9 protein-coding genes are annotated in these 14,618 nt (G+C 40.0%); all 9 read left to right on the top strand.

Features of this window, described 5'->3' with window-relative positions; genetic code table 11:
- Positions 1–20: 20 nt before the first annotated feature.
- The 9 genes from EKM87_RS05515 to EKM87_RS05475 all read left to right on the top strand — a co-directional run bounded on the left by EKM87_RS05515 (position 21) and on the right by EKM87_RS05475 (position 14,285).
- Entirely contained in the window at positions 21–1,661 is a 1,641-nt protein-coding gene (locus EKM87_RS05515; RefSeq protein ID WP_125682690.1) for a glycosyl transferase family 1, read from the top strand.
- A gap of 15 nt (positions 1,662–1,676) precedes the next feature.
- On the top strand, positions 1,677–1,880 hold the full coding sequence (locus EKM87_RS05510) for a hypothetical protein (protein WP_125682688.1): 204 nt from the start codon (positions 1,677–1,679) through the stop codon (positions 1,878–1,880).
- A gap of 389 nt (positions 1,881–2,269) precedes the next feature.
- Positions 2,270–2,665, top strand: a complete 396-nt coding sequence (locus EKM87_RS05505) for an HAD family hydrolase (RefSeq protein ID WP_125682686.1) — start codon at positions 2,270–2,272, stop codon at positions 2,663–2,665.
- Positions 2,662–4,308, top strand: a complete 1,647-nt coding sequence (locus EKM87_RS05500) for a hypothetical protein (protein WP_125682684.1) — start codon at positions 2,662–2,664, stop codon at positions 4,306–4,308. Before EKM87_RS05505 ends, EKM87_RS05500 begins: the two co-directional genes overlap by 4 nt.
- A 2-nt stretch (positions 4,309–4,310) precedes the next feature.
- Entirely contained in the window at positions 4,311–5,030 is a 720-nt protein-coding gene (locus EKM87_RS05495) for a glycosyltransferase family 2 protein (RefSeq protein ID WP_125682682.1), read from the top strand.
- Positions 5,027–6,814, top strand: coding sequence for a hypothetical protein (locus tag EKM87_RS05490; RefSeq protein ID WP_125682680.1), 1,788 nt, complete (start codon positions 5,027–5,029; stop codon positions 6,812–6,814). The genes EKM87_RS05495 and EKM87_RS05490 overlap by 4 nt, the downstream gene beginning before the upstream one ends.
- Entirely contained in the window at positions 6,807–8,612 is a 1,806-nt protein-coding gene (locus EKM87_RS05485; protein WP_164506435.1) for a CapA family protein, read from the top strand. Before EKM87_RS05490 ends, EKM87_RS05485 begins: the two co-directional genes overlap by 8 nt.
- Before the next feature lie 59 nt (positions 8,613–8,671).
- Positions 8,672–10,528: a hypothetical protein gene (locus EKM87_RS05480; protein WP_125682677.1), complete on the top strand. Its 1,857-nt coding sequence runs from the start codon at positions 8,672–8,674 to the stop codon at positions 10,526–10,528.
- Between the two features lie 577 nt (positions 10,529–11,105).
- Positions 11,106–14,285 (top strand): GW dipeptide domain-containing protein, encoded by a 3,180-nt coding sequence (locus tag EKM87_RS05475; protein ID WP_125682675.1) that lies wholly within the window; start codon positions 11,106–11,108, stop codon positions 14,283–14,285.
- Positions 14,286–14,618 lie beyond the last annotated feature (333 nt).

The following is a 14,618-nucleotide window of genomic DNA, read 5'->3' as shown; positions in this document are numbered from 1 at the left end:
TAGGAAAGGCGGCTCAATCTATGAAGAAGTCAGTAATCAAACAGTATCAGGTGGCTATTACCAATCTTGGCAACGTTAAAGATAAGGTGACTGGCAAAGTTACGCTGGCTTTATCTGTGTCGGATCGACGCCACCGGGCTAAGGTTCATTTTATTCGGGATAGTAGCTTTGAACGGGTTTGGAACCAGGTTGAGAGTATCTTGGCCTCAGCACCACAGCATGCCTGGGTACGTATCGAACTTGTTGAGTCAGTTCAAAGGCAAAAACTAATTAGCCTCAAACAGAATTTAAATGATATGTTCCGCATGAATTATTGGCGTCGAGGAGTCAGTTTTGATCCCGACTTTAAGACGGCGTTGTTGGAAATGGAAATTAATGGTCACGAGTTTTTCAAACCAAGTAAGCAACATAAAGTTGGCAAGAACGCTTCAGAGTCTTGGATTGATTTTGAGCAAATTAAAAAGTACCTCCAAGCTCGAACTGATAGTTCAGTTCCAAATATTGAAGATACCCAGTACGTTTGGACGTTTGTTACCAGAGGTGTTTTTTCAGATGGGGCAGAGATTTGGTCATTACGTGAGGATGAAAGCCGGGGAATTGGTGTCAGAGAGCTCACAAATCCAAGACAGGAAATCAATACCTACCTGCAGGCGGGTGAAAAGTTTTTGATGCGGCAGATTAAAGATGATGGGCAATTTATTTACGGTTACTATCCAGCTCTGCAGCGAGTTCTGACCAATTACAATAGTGTGCGCCATTTTTCCTCTATCTACGCACTGTTGGAAGCAATTGATTTTACCAATCGAAACGAAGATATCGAAAAAGTAAAGTTGGCCCTTCAATGGGGGATTGACCATCTTACGTTTACTAAAGGTGATGCATTGTTTGCTGTTGAACACAATAAGAAAGCCGATGATGAGGTTAAGCTTGGTGCCCAGGCGATGTTGATATTGGCATTGTGCAAATACCAAGAGGTAACGTCAGACGATTCTTTCTTAACGTATGCACAGCAGGCGTTCAAGGGGGTCACGGCGTTCCGCCAAGAGTCAGGTCGCTTCAATCACGTATTGAACGTGGATCTGAGTGTTAAGGATGCCTTTCGAATCATTTACTATGAAGGCGAAATTACGTTTGCCTTGGCTCGTTTGTTCGAATTGACTGGTGATGAGACGGTCAAGCAGCTTATCCAAGAAACGTTGGATTTCATGGTTGCTAATAATTATGGTCAGTACCACGATCATTGGATTTCCTATGCTGTGAATGAAGCACTCCAGATTTTCTCAACGAATCGTGACTACATGGCAATGGGCTTGAAGAACGTTTTTGATCATCTGGACTTTATCGAGAAACGAGATACTTCTTATCCAACGTTATTAGAGCTGTTGAATGCAGCCGTCAAAATGACGGACACAATTAAAGCCACTGGCAATGATGACTTGATGGAAGGGTATGATTTGGTGCGGCTACGGCGAGTTTGGCGTCAAAGAGCTGAACACGAAATGGCGACGGGAACGTTTGAGCCGGAGTTGGCAATGTACTTCTACTATCCGGAAAAGTTTGTTGGCGCTTTCTTTGCGCGGCATGATCACTTTAGAACGCGAATCGATGATTGTGAGCACTTTCTGTCCGGCTTAATTAACTACTATAACTACAAATACTAAGGGGAGTGAGAATTGATGATAATCCTAACCAGTTTTTTCGCTTACAAGAAGGTCCAATTCTTTGTTCGAATGAGTATCTATGTGGTATTGGGAGTGGCAGTATTATTCGTCAGATTTAGAAATAAAAAGAAAACCCGTAAGCGATTGGATAAGCGGACTGAACGTATGATGAAGCATACGCCAAAGAATGCGGATGGCAAGTATCCTTGGGAAGAATAGGGCTGAAAGTTTCAGGTAAATAGTTGGTAGCAAGCAAAACTGCACATATGTATAAATATGTGCAGTTTTGCTGAATTTTGAAAGAAGTTATAAGTGGCTTAATTTTTTGAAGTAAGGCAAATTGACTAACTTATTCAAAACCCTAATAAACCAGCTACCCACCACCAGCACTACGATTAAAGCTCACATTGGTGAGAATTCAGGAACAACAATCGGGTAACTTAGAACTAACCAGGACGACAATAAAATAGTTATAGTAAAATAATGTATGTACAGTAAATTTGTGTTAACATGAACTTGTAAGCGCTAGCTCTTTCTTTGAGCTGGTGTAATGGCGTTTTAGATAATCTGTTGATGAGGGTAAGGCATCACTTGAGGAGGAATATGACATGGATAAAACAACCAGTTTAGTCGTTGATATTGATGGAACTTTGTGTGATTTAAAAACAAGTGACCAAAGTTATTTGGACGTTGCACCTAAGACGAGTGTCATCAATAAAATTCGAGAATGGCAGAAGCTAGGATATCGAATCATTCTATTCACGTCTCGTCAGATGAGAACTTACGAAGGAAATTTGGGGAAGATCAATAAGTATACGGCACCCATCACTGAGAAGTGGTTAGCCAAGTATGGTGTTCCGTATGATGAAATTATTTTTGGTAAGCCTTGGGCTGGCCGGGGTGGTTATTATATTGATGATCGGGCGTTTCGGCCGAGTGAGTTCCTTAAGAGTTCTCCCGAAGAATTAGAAGCGTTAGTAGATAAGGAGCGTGACGTACATTGACTAAGACATTACTTATGCTTTCAGCTGCTAAAATTGCCGACGATATGCAAGTGACTTTTGGGGATATCTACCCAGCTATGATTCCGGTGACAGATGGGCAATTGATTATTGATAAAACCGTCCAGCAGTACGCACCACTCGATTATCAAATGTACGTTGCCGTGAGTGCTAGCGACGACAGCGTTGAAAATCATATTAGCAAGAAAAGTTTAGCCATTCAGCCCATCAAAGTAGCCAGTGGATTGAATCTAAGTGAAGCCGTGGCCCAATCAATGCAGACGCTCCGCAAGAAGGGTGACCTGCAAGAGCTGACCGTTATCTTTGGTGATACGGTCGTTGAAGCGGCTGATTTAACGAAGCCGGATACAATTTTCACGCATCACGTAGCCGATGCTGGCCGGTGGACCACTGTAACCTTTGATGATCAGCAACACGTGAAATTTACGGATAAGATGGTCCCTCAAGACGACCAGACTGAGTATCAGGCGGCCGTTGGGGTGTTCAATTTCAGTGCTGGTCAGCACTTGGCGGAAGCTTGGCAGGGTGCTAAATCATTCTACGAAAACTTAAAAATTTATGATGAGCAGTACCCACTGTCCACGGCCGGGACGGAGCAATGGTTGGACTTTGGACATAGTGACAAGTATGCCGAGGCGAAACAAGTTGAAGCGAGGTTCTTTAACAAAACCAATATTGATTTCAAACGGGGGATTATCCGGAAAGAGAGTACGGATGTTGATAAGTTCTTGGGTGAAGTTAAGTGGTATTTGAAACTACCTAAGCGGTTATCCTACATTGCCCCACGGATCTTTGATTATTCGTTGAACTATAATGCACCGTTCGTTGAGATGGAGTATTTCTCCTATGAGAGTCTGCATAATCTCTTTCTGTATGGGAATTTTGAACTGGGATTTTGGCGAGAAATTATTGACGAAATGTTCTTCCTGCGTTCCGAAATGAATCAGTATCAGGTGACAGTCGACCACGATGAATATCAGAAGACGGTTGCGGATATGTACTTGAACAAGACGGTGGATCGGTTACACCGGTTGATTAAAGAAGATGAGTTCTACGCCAAGATTGCTGATAAACCACTGACTATTAATGGTGAGCAATACCCGAGCATCAACGCAATTATTGAAGCGCTGCCACAGGTGCTCGATGATAGCGGCGTTCTCAAGGGTGAGAATTTTGCGGTTATCCATGGTGACTTCTGTATGACTAATATTTTGTATGATAATTCTAAACATGTGATGCGGTTGATCGATCCACGAGGGAAGTTCGGGAAGTTTGATATTTACGGTGACGCTAAGTATGATTACGCTAAGATGATGCATAGTTTTTCCGGTAAGTATGATTGCATTATCTCGGACATGTTCCACGTTGAGGCGGATACAGATGGTCATCTGGACTATGCCTTGAGTGTTTCCGGAAATGAAGAACAGATTGGCCAGTTGTTTGAATCGATGCTGCAAGAACATTTGAACGATGCCGTTGCCTACGAGCAAATTCAATTGATTGAATCATTGTTATTCTTGAGTATGATTCCGCTGCACAAAGATAAGCCAGAACGGCAAAAGGCCATGTTGGCAGTGGGAGTCACTAAGTTCGCACCATTTATGGAAAAGACTTTGGAGGGGTAATATTGCAAATTGTTGTCACGATGGCTGGACAGGGGTCCCGCTTCAGAAAAGTTGGCTATACAGTTCCTAAGCATGAAATTGAAGTTCGTGGTAAGAGTCTGTTTGAATGGGCCATGCTGTCATTGAAAGACTTCGTGGATGAGGAGTTTATCTTCGTCGTTAGAAAGAATCAGTATGACCGTGATAAATTGGAGAAGCTGATTGACCAGGCAGGAATTCACCGATTTCAGTTAGTTGAAATTGACGAATTAACCTCTGGCCAGGCATCGACGGTCATGGCTGCTAAGAATGTACTCAAGCCAGAGGCGGGGGTTGCCGTCTACAATATTGATACTTACGTTGAGCCGAACAATATTTTAAAGGCGGACTTGGCAGATTGCGATGGTAATCTGACGACCTTCACGGCGCCAGGGAATCATTGGTCTTTTGTTCAACTGGATGAAAGCGGTCACGTAACTGATGTCGTGGAAAAGCGGCGGGTCTCTGACCACGCGTCCGTGGGGTTCTACTATTTTGCCAGCTTTCAACAGTTTGCGGACATCTACCAACGGTATGGAGCGGCCATCAAACAGGAGTACGGCGAGGTTTACGTGGCGCCAATGTACCATTACTTGCTTCAGGAGGGTGCCAAGATAACTTATACGGATATCCCATTTGATGTTGTCCATGTGCTTGGAACGCCGGAAGAATTGGCGGTCTTTAAGGAGGCGGCAGCCAAATGAAACATGTTTGGGCGATTGTTTGTGGGACGCTCCGAGATGAGGTTGAGTTTAGTTTGATTATTGATCGGCTGTTAACGTGGAGAGAAGAGGGGACGATTGAAGGAATTGTCTTTTCAACCTGGAAGGATGAACTGCGTGAGAAGCAGGCATTACAGGAGAAACTAAAGTTAAATGATGTGAAGTTGGTAGAGTCGTTGCCTAATGATTCAAGAGTAGGAACATTAAAAAGCAATTCAATAAATTATTGGCGACAAGCTACGCAACTGCAGGCTGCTTTAGATGTTATTCCACGTGGAACGGTTGTTCTAAAAACCCGTACAGATCGAGCATTACCAGCTACCCAGCGTTTAGTTGAAATACTGTCTGATGCAACCCCGTTACCAAAAGTGTCAAATGCTACTGAGAACTTTAATCTAAAGAATTTCCCGATTGAGTTTGACCATCAAATTGCTGTTTTACAGGCTCGTTCCAGTAGAATTATGCAATATACAGATTATGCTTTCTTGGGCTACCACGATGACATTGAAAAGTTGATAAATTTTGATGTTTCCGAGTTTTATTTGTCAAGGGATTTGGTTGCTAACACACAGTTCTTCATATATCCATTTTTCAGAGATTTTCCTGTGATCAAAGACTATTTCCATCTGATCAATTTCCGCCCGCTAATTGATGATTTAGAAAATTATACGTTGCATGAGGGGGAGGGATTTCCACAATTTTTTGAAAGGGTATATGCTGCCTTCTTTCAAATCTTATTGACACATTTTCGACTACTAAGTTTGAATCCAGAAAAGTTGGGACCTACCGGGCAACCAATTGAGTTTGCTGATTTCTTCAAAACTGGGCATAGCGGTCATCTTGTTCATGATGCATTAGGAGTATCTTTTAATTCAAAAAAGATACTTGAAGACTTCGTGAAGCAAACTGGAGTTGAAAACAATTTGAGTACAAAGAACGTACTTAAATTGTTTTCAACATTTGTGCCCGATAATTTGCAGAGAGCTACTCCAAAAGAAGTGGATGAGCTCGAAGCTTTTCAAAGAGATGAAGCTTTTTCAGCTCATCATTGGCTTCGCAGAACGCGGGTTGAGGTAAAGGCTACAAAATCGAAATATAGTGTTCCAATGTCATTTACTTTTCCAGGTGTTTCAGCTGAGGAGCAAGCCGAAATTTGGACTGCATGTTCAAAATCAAGTAACGTACCAAACTTTTTATTTGAATATTGGTGTAAGCATCAGCTTACACCAATTGATACGCCAGTATACCTGTTGAGTTGTGCGAAGGCTGGTAACCAGTATGGTATCTTGACTTTGACCAGATTATTAAGAGAGCATAAATTGAGTGATGAGGTTGCAAAGGAAGTAGTACGTATCAATAACTTTCGGGCGAGCATGCATCGTCTTCACGGAACAATCAACGTCAAGGTAAGCTGTTATATCTTAAGCTATTGGGCATATGTCTGTCAGGAGCAGCAGGAAGTGACGCCTGAGCTTTCGAAGCAGGTTCATGCGGTACTGAACCGTTATCTCCCGGGGAAAGCTGAGGCATTTATGCTGGCTTCAAAGGAGTCTACAAAATTAGAGCTGTTCTTTGACGAACAATTATACAAGGCTGACGATGGTGAGCATCAAGTCCGTTACCGTCGACTAGTAGAATTAGCTCTAGAATTAACGAAGAAGCGTAAATACTGGGATATTTTAAATGGCCTTTTTACGATAAAAGAACCGAAAAATAAGGCAAACTATGAATTTGCTATTCGAAATTCGCTGTTGGGAGTTGATTGAAGCAATGTTTGCTCAAAAAATTTTGCTGGAACACAATCAAATTTTGAGAAGTATAGGAAATTCAGACACTCAAGTTGAATCTGGTATTGGGAATGCGGTTACGTTGTATGTCTTTCTGAATTTGATGAGCATCCAAAAAATCAAACCTAATACGATGACACAATTATCGAAAGAATTTGTGAAGGAAAATGATCCAAGTCATAAATTTTTTGAAGAGGAAGAGGTGCTGAGTGCACAGCAGTTAGTTGACTTGATGTTAGTTACGTCTAATCCGGCTGTGGCACTCGCAATTTGTCAGATGGTTCGTGAACAAACGCATAAAAAAATGAGTGCACATTATCGAGAACTTCCTTGGATAAATAAATTGGAAGGAGCTCTGGCAAATCAAACAGGGCGAATCCGGAGTTCTGTTAAGCAAAGATATGATATTAAAATGCTTCGCTGCTTAGGAGTAGCCTTCTCACAGTTAAAGTTGTCGTATAGGGATTTGATGCATCAAACTGATTGTGTTCAATCAGGCAAGTACTTTTACAATTCGACGATGTTAGTGAAAAATGGTGAATTGACAGGTGGCTACTTTTTCGGACCAAACAATGGTGATGCTATTGCATTCGATCATACGAATATGTATGTGATATTGGGTGCAGAGAATGGTTATCAGCGCGATATTGTTCTTTCAAAACTGGTTGAAGATGTAAATGAAGTTTCTGGCTCGCAGTTGTCTGCTTATACCATCGATGAATTGAATCTAAAGTCTGATCAACCAGTCGTCAGCTTTTGGGGAGATGTTTATCCAGGTGAATTTTATTCTGAGCGGCGGTTGAAACGTCAACAATGGGATCCGCTTTCGGATGAGGGGTATGATTATACTTTTTTGGGGATGAAGTCCTTTCTCCAAAAAAGTAGTCTTAATGTCTTTAATCTGGAATCAGTCTTAGTGGATGATTTTGAAAGCTCAAAATTATTGAATTCAAAGACATTTGTACTTGGAAGTAAGCCTCGAAAAACATTGTCGGCTCTTAAGAAAGCAAATCTAGGATTGGCTTTGTTGGCCAATAATCATGGTGGGGATTATGGAGAAAATGGATTTGAACAATCCATCGAGTATTTAGAAGAAGCAAAGATTCCTCATATTGGGGTAGGACAGGATATTGATAAGGCAACAAACCCCATACGAATAAATGGACAAGGTGTCAATATGTCCCTCTTTAATGCATATTGGTACAACAGGAGATATTATCGGGACTACGAGTTTTACTCGTTGTTTGGCAAGATGGGTGTATCACCCTTAGGTGAAGAACTACTTCATAAAATTGCTCGGGAACGACTCCAGAATCCAGATAGGTTGATAGTTGTTTCCCCACATTGGGGTACGGATTTTCAACCGGTGGCTGAACGTCAAAAACAATTAGCAATGAAAATGATTGTTTCAGGGGCAGATATCATCATAGGCCATGGGGCACACGCATTACAGGATATTGAGTTGATTTCGGGTCATCCAGTTTTTTATGGTCTTGGGAATGCTTTTTTCAACAGTGAAGGAGAATTTAAGAAATATCCTCATTCATTACCTTTTGGTGGATTCGTCGAAATAAGTGCCAGTGCGGGTGGTATGTTGTTAACTGTCCGATTTATGAACGCTGAAAATCATGAGACCAAGTTTCAACCACGAGCAGTCACGGAAAATGAGTTTTCCAAGTTGATTCTAGGTTTGAAGTCAAATGGGAGTCAATTAGATAACTGGAAGATTGACAATCAAACGCTGCAGTACGTTTATCAAAAAAATAGATTAAAATAAACAATTCGGCATATTTATTTTGGATTCTAAATCATTAAATCTTTGTGGAGGGGATTCACTTGCGGACAGTATGGGCAATGGTTTGTGGAACAGTTAGAGATCAGGTTGATTTTAGTATGATCATGGATTTCTTATTGAAGTCCAGGCAGAAAGGAATCATCCAAGGTATCGTGGTAACTACATGGAAAGATGAGTTCGCAAATCTGAAATCGCTCCGTGAAAAGCTGGTAGAGAATGACATCGCAATTGTAGAATCTGAGCAGAATGATCATTTGGTTGCGGGGATGCGGTCAGGTTCCGTGAACTACTGGCGTCAGGCTAAGCAAATGCAAGCGGCTTTGGATGTAATACCAGCTGAAGCTATCGTTTTAAAAACGAGAACTGACCGAGCATTGCCAAGTACACGTAAATTGGTAGCGATGCTTGATGAACCCAATCCACTCCCAAGGGTGGCTGATAAAGTGCAACAATGGAATCTACCAAATTTCCCACAAGTCTTTGAACATCAAATAGCAATCTTTAAAGCACGCACGGGTAGAATTCTTCAGTTTTCAGATTTTGCATTTATGGGTTATAGCGCAGATGTTCGCAAGTTAATTAACTTTGATATTGCAGAATTTTCGTTCACTAGGGGATTAGTCGCTAACATTCAATTCTTTATTTATCCGTTCATTCGACAATATCCAATCATCAGGGATTACTATCGGGTAGTTGATTTTTACCCGTTACTCACAGATTTAAAGGACTATACACAGACTGGTGGAACTAAATTTCCAGATTTTCTTGAAAGACTTTATGCAGTTTATTTTGGGATATTAGCAATACACTTTAGAATTAGTAGTTTTCAACCTGAAGGATTTTTCGAAGATGCACAGCTACCTATTGAATTTAGTGATCTTTTTCATTCCGGTCATAAAAAGCTTTTAGTACACGATGCATTGGGTGTTACGTTTAACTCGCAATTGATTTTAGATGAATTTTTAAAGCAATCGATTGAAGAAAAAAATGTCACACAAAAAGGATTGTTTCATAGGTGGGGCAAAAGGAACGATGAACCCACAAGCGAGTCCGTAGTGGTACATGAAAGATCGACAAAGAACGTTTTAGCAATCTTGAAATCAAAGCATACCGATATTTTTGACCGCATTACTAATACTGAACTAGCCGAATTAAAAAGCTTTTCACAGAATAAAGATTTTTCACCGAATCATTGGTTGAGAACCAATACTTCTACGTTGGCTGAGCAAGATATTTCTTATAAAACATCACTGAAATTTGAATTGCCAGGTATTTCGGATGAGCAGCGTCAGGCCATCTGGCAGGAGTGTGAGAGTACTCTTAGTGCAAGTAGTGTCTTATTTAAATTCTGGATTTCACATGATGTGGCGCCTAAATACAGCGCGCCCTACCTGATGAGCAGTGCTCGAACGAATAACCGTTTTAGCATTTTGACTGGAACGAGGCTTCTACAAGCTGGTTATTTGAATGAAGGTGAGACTTCAGAAATACTTCGAATCAATAATTTTTTTGCTGGTTTTCATGTTCATCATCATGAAATGAATGCAGAAATTGCTTGTTATATTTTGGCTAGGTATATGTATTTGAACGAGCATAAGATGAAAATTTCTCGCGCGACGACAGCTCAAGCGGAATATGTTTTTGAGAGATTTTTGCCAGAAAAGTTCAGTGAATTCAGTCAGCTTGTTAGTGAACCACAAAAGTTAATGACTTTCTGGGATAACCAGGTAGAACAACAAACTAAGGATTTTGCGCGGCAACGTGTCTTAGAAATGGCGTTAGAGACTACGCATCGGCAAGAATATTGGCAACAGCTTGAACCAATGATAAGTCATCAGCCGAAGTTCTATAACTACTTGGCTTCATATCGTTATGGTGTAAAATGGCAACTGCTTTAGGGTTATTAATATAAGTCACATTAAATTGATGTAATTGAAAATGTTCAGGGAAAAATTGCAGGTTTTAAATTGTGATTCTTAGGTTGGCATATGCAAAATTTTGTGACCTGAAACTTAAGGGTAAGCTAGGGTTTTCAGGGAAATATGTTTAGCTAACGTTCTAAAGGTAAATACGTGGCCTCGTGGTTATTGAATTAGATGCTATTGATCTTGAATCCGGTATGATTGGAAATATCTTGGATTTATTGTTGTTTATCTTCTCCTCAGAGGGAATATTTGTTAGTGCACCCACACACGCTCCAATTAATCGACTATGTAATGATGGGTTCGAGTAAGACAACAACAGTTAAAGGGTTTTATAATTGTCTTCTGAGCAAGTATATTAATTCTGTTGTTAAGAGAGTAATTAATGATTTAGGGATTTTAGAGGTATCAATCGGGTGATTTACTAAAAGTTGGAAACTCATTAAGGACAGGCCGTTCTAGTATTTCTTCTAAAGTGGGCTGTCTTTAAATTTATAATTTCGGAAATACCCTGACAAGTTAAAAGTAATTGACGACAGAGAGGACAAAATTTATGAAAAGATTAGCCACAAGTATTTTTCTGACAGTCATTTCCATAGTTGGCGTTTTATTTGGTTTATCCAGTATAGCTAGGGCGAGTAACTATCAAAATACGCTCCCGTTCTGTAATCCAGGGGGTGTCATAGATAAGAGTGCTTACTCACAAGGTGAATTGAATCAGCTAACGGCAATTACACATGGCACTGATTATTCCGGAAATCTAAGTTTAGATAGTGTCTCTTCACATTATGTCTATCAATTGATGGGTAGCAATTTAAAAAACTTTACGGGTTCCGATGGTGTTCTTCAGTTATATAATGAATCCAGTTTTATGACGACACAGATGATTAAGGATGCCGCTAAGTATTGGAATATTATCGCTGGTCAAAAAATTGTTGAGGTGGTTGATTCCGCTGAAAAAAGTGATGAAGTCATCCATGACGTTATGGATGGTAACCCTGGGGTCTTAGGCGGTCAAAGTTATGACGGGAATGGAATTAAATTTTATCCGAATAATTGGAAGCTTCAAAGTTTAGGTATCTCTACTCAAGCTCAGCAGAATTGGAAAGAGGCAACGGTTATTCATGAAATTGGCCATGCATTAGGTATTCCACATTTGGGTGGGGGCCTTGATGGTTTAAATGCCAGTAATTCTGGTGTGAGTTCAAGTGAATTTATGGCCTACTGGACGACAGAAATTGCTGGAGCTCCCTTAGTGAACATGAAGGGGATAACCAGTACAACAATGGATGCTGCAGCACTCGCAATGGCCGCGACTACCTGGCAGAAACCAAGGAAAGTTGCAGAATGGATATTTTCGGGAAGTTCGGAAAGTGTCAATTATTTTACTGGACTTGTAAGTGCAACACTTCCGTGGGGTGTGCAGATTGGATCAATGGGTGATTATATTCAATTGAAAAAGAATTGCTCGGGTGACTTGGTTGTAAAAGATAAAAATTATGATGTATATCAGTTGGATGATAAGGTTTTGGAAACTGGACAACTAGAAGTGGCAAAGAATATGGGATCCGTAGAACATATGGGTTTATTCGATCAAATAGTTACTGTAGGAACTGAATACCAAACTAAAAATGGTGACTCATATTATCGGGTGAATTTTAACAATGAAGACTACGTCGTGAATGCTAAAGCTTTTGAATGGGGTGTAGAAATAGATACACCAGATAATTTGCTTCAAAGTCAGGAAAAAGTAGATGAAGTGAAAACGATTGGGGCCGATGCGAGTGTTTACCAATTTGAGCAACAAGACTTTAATCAGAAACCCTCTATCAGGGCAGCCAAGGTGGGCACGACGAAGGCTCTTGGAATTGTGGGTAAGCAGGCACATGCGCTCATTAAGTATGTGAGTACGAATGGGTACATCTATTATCGAATTAATTTAGGCGGTGTAGACTATATTCTTCATTCGAGTGCTTTTAATAGTGCTAACTGGGGTGTAGAGATTAATTCTGAGAATGAAGTTATTCAAAGTAAAAAAAATGTAGATAAACAGCTTACAATTGGGAGTAAATATAACGTCTATCAGTTTGATGACCAAGTCATTGATGATAAGGGAACGCAAAAAGCTACGCTCTTAGGAAATACTGAAACACTAAATCTTGTTGGTAAGAATGTTAATATTTCGATGTCTTATACAAGTTCTAAAGGGAATACCTACTATCGTTTCAAGGTTGATGGAACGTCTTACGTTGTTATGGCAAATGCTTTTGATTCGGAAAATTGGGGCGTAGAAATCAATTCAGTAGATGAAGTTCTTCAAAGCTATGAAGCTTATGAGACAACGATGCCAGTGTTAAGGCAGTATAATGTTTATCAATTCGATAATTCAATTATTGATAATAAAGAGACGGCGAAGGCAATTCAAGCTGGTAATACTCGGACGCAGAATCTTATTGATCAACAGGTGAAAGTTACTGAGAAGTATATCAGTAGTAAAGGTTACACATACTATCGAATCAAGGCTAAAAACCAAGAGTACGTTATTCAATCGGGAGCGTTCAGCCTCGATACCTGGGGTGTTGAAATTGGTCAAAGCGGTAACATGATACAAGCGTATGAACCGAGTGAAGACACTCAGTTAACGGTTGGTGCTACGGAAGATGTTTACCAATTCAGTGATGACATAATTGATCAGAAGAAAACGATTCGCGCCAAAAAAGTTGGTACGACAGATACTTTGCAACTGATTGATCAGAAGGTAAAAATAATTAAACGTTATCAGAGCTCAGCAGGTTATATCTACTATCGTGTTAACTTTGACGGACTGGAGTACGTTATCCAGTCAACGGCTTTTAATTCTAAGCACTGGGGAGTTGAACTAGATTATGTCGACAATGTTCTTCAATCACGAGAGCCACTTAGCGTTACTCTAAGAATAAAAAGCAACTCTAATTTATACGATTTTGATGACAAGATTATTGATGATAAATTGAACAAAAAAGCTGAGCTGTTGGGAACCACGGTTGAGAAAGGGCTTATTGGGAAATCGGTCAAGGCAACGGAACTATATATAAGTAATCAAGGGTATCTCTACTATCGCATTTCAAGCGAAGGAACGAGCTATGTTACTAAGGCCTCTTCGTTTGATCTGACCGATTGGGGAGTTTTAATCAATTCACCAGGTGAAATTATTCAAGAGGGACAGAAAGTTGAAAAGGAACTCACTATTGGTGCGTCGTACAATGTTTATCAGTTTAACGAAGTCGTTTTGTCTCAACAAGCAATTGCAAATGCCACACAAGCTGGTACAGCAGAAAAAATGGGCTTACTTGATAAGCAGGTTCACGTTATAGAGAAATATACAAGCAATAAAGGGTATGACTATTATCGAATCTTGGATTCGGGAAAAGAATATGTCATTAATAGTAGGGCTTTTAATTCAGAAAACTGGGGTGTTGAAATAAACTCTGCAGATGAGGTGTTGCAAACTAGGCAGTCAGTAGACCAAAGGATGGTGATAGTTAAAACGTACAATGCTTATCAATTCGACGATGCAGTTATTGATGAGAAGAGACATAAAAAGGCAACCCAAATTGACAATACTGAAAAACTTGGGTTAGTGGGAAAGTCAGTTCACGTGATTGAAAAGTATACAAGTAATCGAAATAATGATTACTATCGGATTGAGGTTGCAAATGAACAGTATGTCGTGGGTGTTGGGGCTTTTGGATAACTGCTAAGTAGTTTATTGAGAATGTTTATTTTCACTTTACCATGGTTATGGTTGGAAAATGGGATGCTGAATTCAGCATCCCATTTTTTTGAAATCATACATCATTTGAAGCTCAGAAACAGTTAGCTGGTCAAAAAGATTTTGAAATACATTTCGTTAACAATTATTTTGTTACGATTTGAATGATTCGTAAGGATATTTTAAAAAGCGTCGGACTGAATCAAGCTTAATCATTATTAAGAGAAGTGGTATAGTGAAAACAGTTAATATTTTAGAGATGAATTTTGGCAAAAGCGTTATACATAGCTTTCGATGAATAACTTAGGGGTGTGA

The organism is Levilactobacillus yonginensis (assembly GCF_003946265.1).
Lineage (GTDB): Bacteria > Bacillota > Bacilli > Lactobacillales > Lactobacillaceae > Levilactobacillus > Levilactobacillus yonginensis.
This window is presented reverse-complemented; position numbering and strand designations above follow the sequence as displayed.

Coding starts and splice junctions, on each gene's coding strand:
- EKM87_RS05515 (WP_125682690.1), top strand. CDS start 21: ATGAAGAAGTCAGTAATCAAACAGTATCAGGTGGCTATTACCAATCTT.
- EKM87_RS05510 (WP_125682688.1), top strand. CDS start 1,677: ATGATAATCCTAACCAGTTTTTTCGCTTACAAGAAGGTCCAATTCTTT.
- EKM87_RS05505 (WP_125682686.1), top strand. CDS start 2,270: ATGGATAAAACAACCAGTTTAGTCGTTGATATTGATGGAACTTTGTGT.
- EKM87_RS05490 (WP_125682680.1), top strand. CDS start 5,027: ATGAAACATGTTTGGGCGATTGTTTGTGGGACGCTCCGAGATGAGGTT.
- EKM87_RS05475 (WP_125682675.1), top strand. CDS start 11,106: ATGAAAAGATTAGCCACAAGTATTTTTCTGACAGTCATTTCCATAGTT.